This window comes from Metapseudomonas boanensis, from assembly GCF_018704125.1.
Classification (GTDB): Bacteria; Pseudomonadota; Gammaproteobacteria; order Pseudomonadales; family Pseudomonadaceae; genus Metapseudomonas; species Metapseudomonas boanensis.
On record NZ_JAGTIS010000008.1, the window covers coordinates 245,672 to 252,258 of the forward strand.

The 6,587-nt window shown below is 65.9% G+C and carries 6 protein-coding genes and 1 pseudogene; 6 read left to right on the forward strand and 1 reads right to left on the reverse strand.

The genetic code is table 11. From position 1 onward, the window contains the following. Positions 1–54 precede the first annotated feature (54 nt). Positions 55–831 (forward strand): IclR family transcriptional regulator, encoded by a 777-nt coding sequence (locus tag J7302_RS16390; RefSeq protein ID WP_215377038.1) that lies wholly within the window; start codon positions 55–57, stop codon positions 829–831. Here the strand turns inward: J7302_RS16390 and J7302_RS16395 are convergent. Continuing rightward, complete coding sequence (locus J7302_RS16395) at positions 820–1,620, reverse strand: DNA-binding transcriptional regulator (RefSeq protein WP_215377041.1); 801 nt, start codon at positions 1,618–1,620, stop codon at positions 820–822. The genes J7302_RS16390 and J7302_RS16395 overlap by 12 nt on opposite strands. Before the next feature lie 377 nt (positions 1,621–1,997). Here J7302_RS16395 and J7302_RS16400 point away from each other — a divergent pair, with 377 nt between their 5' ends. The 5 genes and pseudogenes from J7302_RS16400 to J7302_RS16420 all read left to right on the forward strand — a co-directional run. Beyond that, entirely contained in the window at positions 1,998–3,758 is a 1,761-nt protein-coding gene (locus J7302_RS16400; RefSeq protein ID WP_349814453.1) for a bifunctional 3-(3-hydroxy-phenyl)propionate/3-hydroxycinnamic acid hydroxylase, read from the forward strand. A 1-nt stretch (position 3,759) separates the two neighbouring features. Beyond that, positions 3,760–4,719 carry a 3-carboxyethylcatechol 2,3-dioxygenase gene (gene mhpB, locus J7302_RS16405; protein ID WP_215377047.1) on the forward strand — a complete coding sequence of 320 codons (960 nt, stop codon included), beginning with the start codon at positions 3,760–3,762 and terminating at the stop codon, positions 4,717–4,719. Between the two features lies 1 nt (position 4,720). Next, complete coding sequence (locus J7302_RS16410; RefSeq protein WP_215377050.1) at positions 4,721–5,578, forward strand: alpha/beta fold hydrolase; 858 nt, start codon at positions 4,721–4,723, stop codon at positions 5,576–5,578. Positions 5,579–5,603: 25 nt separating this feature from the next. After that, positions 5,604–6,398, forward strand: coding sequence for a 2-keto-4-pentenoate hydratase (gene mhpD, locus J7302_RS16415; protein ID WP_215377053.1), 795 nt, complete (start codon positions 5,604–5,606; stop codon positions 6,396–6,398). Between the two features lie 20 nt (positions 6,399–6,418). Next, a pseudogene (locus J7302_RS16420) lies at positions 6,419–6,587 on the forward strand (acetaldehyde dehydrogenase); the annotation flags it as partial.

Genomic DNA, 6,587 nt, shown 5'->3' on the forward strand with positions numbered 1-6,587 from the left:
CTTCGCTGCGCTCTGCACCAACCTACGAAAAGCCACCTGCCACGAGGCCGCGCCATGACCGCCATCGAAACCCCTGAACGGGACGCCGATTACCGCGTGCCCGCCCTGCAGCGAGGCCTGACCATTCTCGGGATGTTCAGCGCCCGGGAGCGCATCCTGGGCATGAGCGATATGGCCGAGCGCCTGGAAATCAGCACCTCGGCGGTCTATCGCATCGTGCAGACGCTGGTCGATATGGGCTACCTGCAACGGGTTGGTCGCAATGCCTTCGAACTCGGGACGAAAGTGATCTCGGACGGCTTCAGCTACCTCGCCAGCCGGGACATCGTTGAAGTCTCCATGCCCCACCTGAATGCCCTGCGCGATCGCACATCGCTGTCGTGCCACCTGAGCATCCGCGAGCAGACCGACAGCCTCTACCTGTACCGCGCCTTCGCCCCGCAGCGGCTGACAGTGAACATCCCCATCGGCACCCGCCTGCCCTGCCACAGCACAGCCATGGGCCGCATGCTGCTGACAGGCCTGGATGAGGCCGAGCTCGGCCAGCTCTATCAGCACGTGCGCCTCGACGACTACCCCGCGCCGGCACCGCGCACATTACCGGAGCTGCAGCAGCTCATCGCCCAGGACCGCGAGCGCGGCTGGGTACTGCACCGCTCCGATTACTCCACCGCCATTGCGACCGGTATCCATGACCATCAGGGCCAGGTGGTCGCGGCGATCAACCTGTCCGGGCCGGATGCGGTGATGGATACGTCTTTCGCCCAGGAGAGTTTCCTGACTACGCTGCTGGCTAGCCGCGACAGCATCTCGCGGGAACTAGGTGGCTGAGTCCGGCAGAAGACCGGCTTCAATCGTACCGATGACGCGCCGCATCGCTGACAGGTAACGGTTAGCGGCTTCCTCGATGGGCATCGCCTTGGCGATGTAGACCAGGTTCAGGCAGCCCAGGACCTGCTCGCCCTGACGAATCGGCAGGGCGATGGCCGCGATCTTTCGCTCATCCCCCCAGTGCGCGTAGTTCTCCCCGTAGCCGCGTTGACGCGTGTGCTCCACCAGTCGATCGAGCAAGCGGCGGTTCTGCGCCAGCACGGCCTGCTCGTCATCGCGGGTGCGCAGCAGTTCGATCAGCTCCTCGCGTTCGGCATCCGGACAGAAGGCGAAATAGGCCCGGCCGGTGGCGGTCATCAGCAGCGGCAGGCGTCGGCCGACCATGGAGCGGTGGAACGACAACCGGCTGAAACGGTGGGTGGTCTCGCGGATCACCATCGCATCGACATCCAGGGTGCAGATATCGGTCGGCCACAGCACCTCCTGCAACAGCTCGCCGAGCAGCGGCGCAGCCAATGCGGAGATCCACTGCTCATCACGAAAACCTTCGCTCAGCTCACGCACTTTCAGGCTCAGGCGAAAGCTGTCATCCGACTCGCTACGCCTGACGTAGCCCTCCTCCTGCAGGGTTTCCAGCAGACGGCGGACGGTGGTTCGATGCAGGCCGGTGAGCTCCGCCAGCTTGCCCACGCTGGCACCGCCATCAAGGCGGTTCAAGGTGTTGAGCAGCGCCAGGCCGCGGGTCAGTCCGCGTACGGTCTTGTAATCGGTATCGCGCTCCGCAGCCATGGATCACCTTAAAAACTCAAATAAATCAATCATGTGCACCTAGTGCACGCCGCGCTTGGTTTTCATTGTAGGGCATGGATCGGCATTCCTATACTCGCCCCAACAACGATAAGTCGTCCCTACTCGAACGGGGAACCGAAATGAAACATGTGCTTTTGCCTGCCATCTCGATTCGCCTCCAGGCCTGCTGCGGCACGCTACCCGCAGAGCCTGTCGCGCAGGGAAACGCGCTCACCCTTGACGCGCTGCCCATGGGCGCCCGTATCCGGCATCAGGCTCCGCTGCCACTCGACTTCCGAGAACGCTACGCGCCTGGCCTGGCATAAGGCGTAGCCGCCAGGCCCAACTCCCTGAACGAACCCAATCCCTTCGGACACCTGCGTGCCCGAGGGCAGGTACCGGCTTGCCCGCATTCGAGCCAGCCGGGCATTGCAACGCTGTTCCATGCGGTGAGGACCATGAAAACAATGACTTCAAATCGACCCGAAAACGCGTCCGCTGCCGACCATTCTGCCCAGGTCGTCGTGCTCGGAGCCGGCCCCGTGGGGCTGACCATCGCCAACTACCTCGGCCAGATCGGCGTCGACGTATTGGTGATCGAAAAGCTCGACAAACTGATCGACTACCCACGCGCCATTGGCATCGATGACGAGTCGTTGCGCACCATCCAGGCCGTTGGCCTGGTGGACAAGGTGCTACCGCACACCACGCCCTGGCACGCCATGCGCTTCCTCACCCCCAAGGGACGCTGCTTTGCCGACATCCAGCCGATGACCGACGAATTCGGCTGGTCGCGGCGCAACGCCTTCATCCAGCCGCAGGTGGACGGTGTGCTGTACGAGGGACTCAAGCGCTTCGCCAATGTGCGCACGCTGTTCTCCCGTGACATGGTCGACTTCAGCCAGGACCCGTCCGGCGTCACCCTGCGCATGCGCACCGCCGAAGGTGTCGAGGAGAGCGTACGAGCCTGCTATCTGGTCGCCTGCGACGGCGGCAACAGCTACGTGCGCCGTAGCCTTGGCGTCTCGTTCGAAGGCCGGACCGCACCCAACCAGTGGATCGTCATCGACATCGCCAACGACCCGCTGGGCACGCCCAACGTCTATCTCTGCTGCGATCCAGTGCGACCTTATGTGTCCGCAGCCCTGCCCCACGGCGTGCGTCGCTTCGAGTTCATGGTCATGCCGGGTGAAACCGAGGAGGAGTTGGGCAAGCCGGAAAACATGCGCCGCCTGCTCGCCAAGGTGCTGCCGGACCCAGACCGCGTCGAGCTGATACGCAAACGCGTCTACACCCACAACGCACGCTTGGCCGGTCAGTTCCGTGTCGGCCGCGTCGTGCTCGCAGGCGATGCGGCCCACATCATGCCGGTGTGGCAGGGCCAGGGTTACAACAGCGGCATGCGCGATGCCTGCAACCTGGCCTGGAAACTCGGCCTGGTGGTCAAGGGTCTGGCCGGTGAATCGCTGCTCGACACCTACGAGCAGGAGCGCCGCGACCATGCCAAGGCGATGATCGATCTATCGGTGCTGGCCGGCCATGTCCTGGCGCCGCCCAAGCGTTGGCAAGGCACCCTGCGTGACGGCATTTCCTGGCTGCTCAACTACCTGCCACCGGTGAAGCGCTACTTCCTGGAAATGCGCTTCAAACCGATGCCGCAGTACCGTCAGGGCGCGCTGGTGGCGGCCAGCCCGGCACTGAAAAACTCGCCCGTGGGGCGCATGTTCATCCAGCCGAAGGTGCTTACCGATGACGGTCGGGAAGTCCTGCTGGACGAGGTGATCGGCAGCCGCTTTGCGATCATCGCCTGGGGCAACGATCCGACCTGGGGCCTCTCGGCCGAGCAGGTCGCATTCTGGCGCGACCTCGGCACCTGCTTCATCCAGGTATTGCCGAGTGCGCAGCTGAAGGCCGAGCGCGCTCTGGCCGATGGCGTGATTCGCATCGGCGACAGCACAGGCCGCCTGAAGGAGTGGTTCGGCCACTATCCCGCTTCCGTCGTTGTATTGCGTCCAGACCGCTTCGTCGCCGGGCTGGCCATCCCGCAGACGCTCGACAAGCTGTGCGACGCCCTGGTCCGCGCACTAGCCCTGAAGGCTGCCGCGCCGAGCGTGGTCGCGCCGAGCAAGGTGGCCTGAAATGAGCGCCTACCTGCATTGCCAGTCGCACAGCCCGCTGGTCGGGCATGTCGATCCGCTACCCGAGATCCTGCGCGAGGTCGACGAGGTAATATCGGGCGCCCGTGCGCGCATCGCCCACTTCGATCCCGAGCTGGTGATCCTCTTCGCCCCGGACCACTACAACGGCTTTTTCTATGACCTGATGCCGTCGTTCTGCATCGGTACCGCCGCCCACGCGATCGGCGATTTCGGCACCCTGGCCGGCCCGCTGCCGGTGCCCAAGGCGCTGGCTGAGGCCTGTGCCGAGTCGGTGCTGGCCGACGGCGTGGACACCGCCGTGTCCTACCGCATGCAGGTCGACCATGGTTTCGCCCAGCCGCTGGAACAGCTGCTCGGCGGTCTCGGTGAATGCCCGGTGATCCCGGTCTTCATCAACTCGGTGGCCACCCCGCTGCCGAGCTTCCAGCGCGCCCGCCTGCTCGGCGAGGCCATCGGGCGCTTCGCCCGGACGCTGGACCAACGGGTCCTGTTCCTCGGCTCCGGCGGCCTGTCGCACCAGCCGCCGGTGCCGGAACTGGCCCACGTCGACGCCCGCATGGCCGACCGGCTGTTGGGCAGTGGCCGCCACCTGCCGGCCGATGAACGCGAAGCGCGGCAGCAGCGGGTGATCCTTGCGGCGCAGCGCTTCATCGAGGATCAGCACTCGTTGCACCCGCTGAACCCGGACTGGGACCAGCACTTCCTCGACCTGCTCACCAGCGGTCGTATGGCCGAACTGGACGGCCTCGGCAATGCCGAGCTGTCCGCCCTGGCGGGCAAATCCACCCACGAAGTGAAGACCTGGGTGGCGGCCTTCGCCGCGCTTTCGGCCTTCGGCCCGTACCAGGCCAGTGACCGTTATTACCGGCCGATCCCCGAGTGGATCGCCGGCTTCGGCTCGCTCAGCGCCGAGCCCCAATCCCTATCGAAGGAGTCCTGAGATGACCGCATTGACCGAAGCCACCACCAGCCGCTTCGCCCGCATCCGCGAAGGCGAGCGGGAACTCAATATCCACTACAACGATTGCGGCCAGGGCGAGCAGACCGTGGTCATGCTGCACGGCTCCGGTCCCGGCGCCAGCGGCTGGGCCAACTTCAACCGCAATATCGACCCCCTGCTGGCCGCCGGCTACCGGGTGATCCTGCTGGACTGCCCGGGCTGGAGCAAAAGCGATTCCATCGTCTGCGACGGCTCGCGCTCGGATCTCAATGCCCGCATCCTCAAGGGTCTGGTGGACCGGCTGGACCTGGACCGCGTGCACCTCCTCGGCAACTCCATGGGCGGCCACAGCGCGGTGGCCTTCGCCCTGAACTGGCCGGAGCGGGTCGGCAAGCTGGTCCTGATGGGCGGCGGCACCGGCGGCGCCAGCCCCTTCGTGCCGATGCCCACCGAAGGCATCAAGCTGCTCCAGGGCCTGTACCGCGAGCCGACCATCGACAACCTGAAGAAGATGATGAACATCTTCGTCTTCGACTCCAGCGACCTCACCGAAGAGCTGTTCCAGACCCGCCTGGACAACATGCTGGCGCGCCGCGACCACCTGGAAAACTTCGTCAAGAGCCTGGCGCTGAACCCCAAGCAGTTCCCCGACTTCGGCCCGCGCCTGGCCGAAATCAAGGCCGAGACCCTGGTGATCTGGGGCCGCAACGACCGCTTCGTGCCGATGGACACCGGCCTGCGCCTGATCGCCGGCATCCCCAACTCCGAACTCCATGTGTTCAACAACTGCGGCCACTGGGCGCAGTGGGAGCACGCCGACAAGTTCAACCGCCTGGTGCTGGATTTCCTCAGCCATTGATCGAGCCCCGGCTCCGAGGTGACTCATGAGCGTGACCCAACAAACCCTGGAACAACTGGCCGCCGCCCTGCGCGGCGCCGAAGCGAGCGGCGAGGCCATCGCCCCGCTGCGTGCCCAGATCGGCGAAGGCAATGCCGAGGCGGCCTACGCCATCCAGCGCCTGAACATCGCCCATGGCGTGGCCGAGGGCCGGCGCGTGGTGGGCCGCAAGATCGGTCTGACCAATCCCAAGGTGCAGGCGCAACTGGGCGTCGGCCAGCCGGACTTCGGCACCCTGTTCGCCGACATGGCCTACGGCGACAACGAGGTGGTGCCGATCAACCGCGTGCTGCAGCCGAAGATCGAGGCAGAGATCGCCCTGCTCCTCGAGCGCGACCTGCCGCGCGCCGACACCAGCTTCGCCGACCTGCTCGCCGCCACCGGCTGGGTGCTGCCCGCGCTGGAAGTCGTCGGCAGCCGCGTGCAGGGCTGGAACATCCGCTTCGTCGACACCGTGGCCGACAACGCCTCCAGCGGCTGCTTCGTCCTCGGTGGTCCGGCCCGCCGCCTGGACGGCCTGGACCTGCGCCAGGCGGCCATGCGCATGACCCGCAATGGCGAGCTGGTCTCCAGCGGCAGCGGCGCCGAATGCCTCGGCCACCCGCTGAACGCGGCGGTCTGGCTGGCGCGCACCATGGCCCAGCTGGGCGAGCCCCTGCGCGCCGGCGACCTGATCCTCACCGGCGCCCTCGGCCCGATGGCGCCCGTCGCAGCCGGTGACCGCTTCGAGGCGGTGATCGAGGGCCTCGGCCAGGTGGCCGTCCAGTTCAGCGCTGACTGATAGCAGAGAGAACCTGTCCCATGAGCAAAAAACTCAAAGTCGCCATCGTCGGCTCCGGCAACATCGGCACCGACCTGATGATCAAGGTGCTGCGCAACGCGCAGCATCTTGAGATGGGCGCCATGGTCGGCATCGACCCGGCGTCCGACGGCCTCGCCCGTGCCGCGCGTCTCGGGGTGGCCACCACCC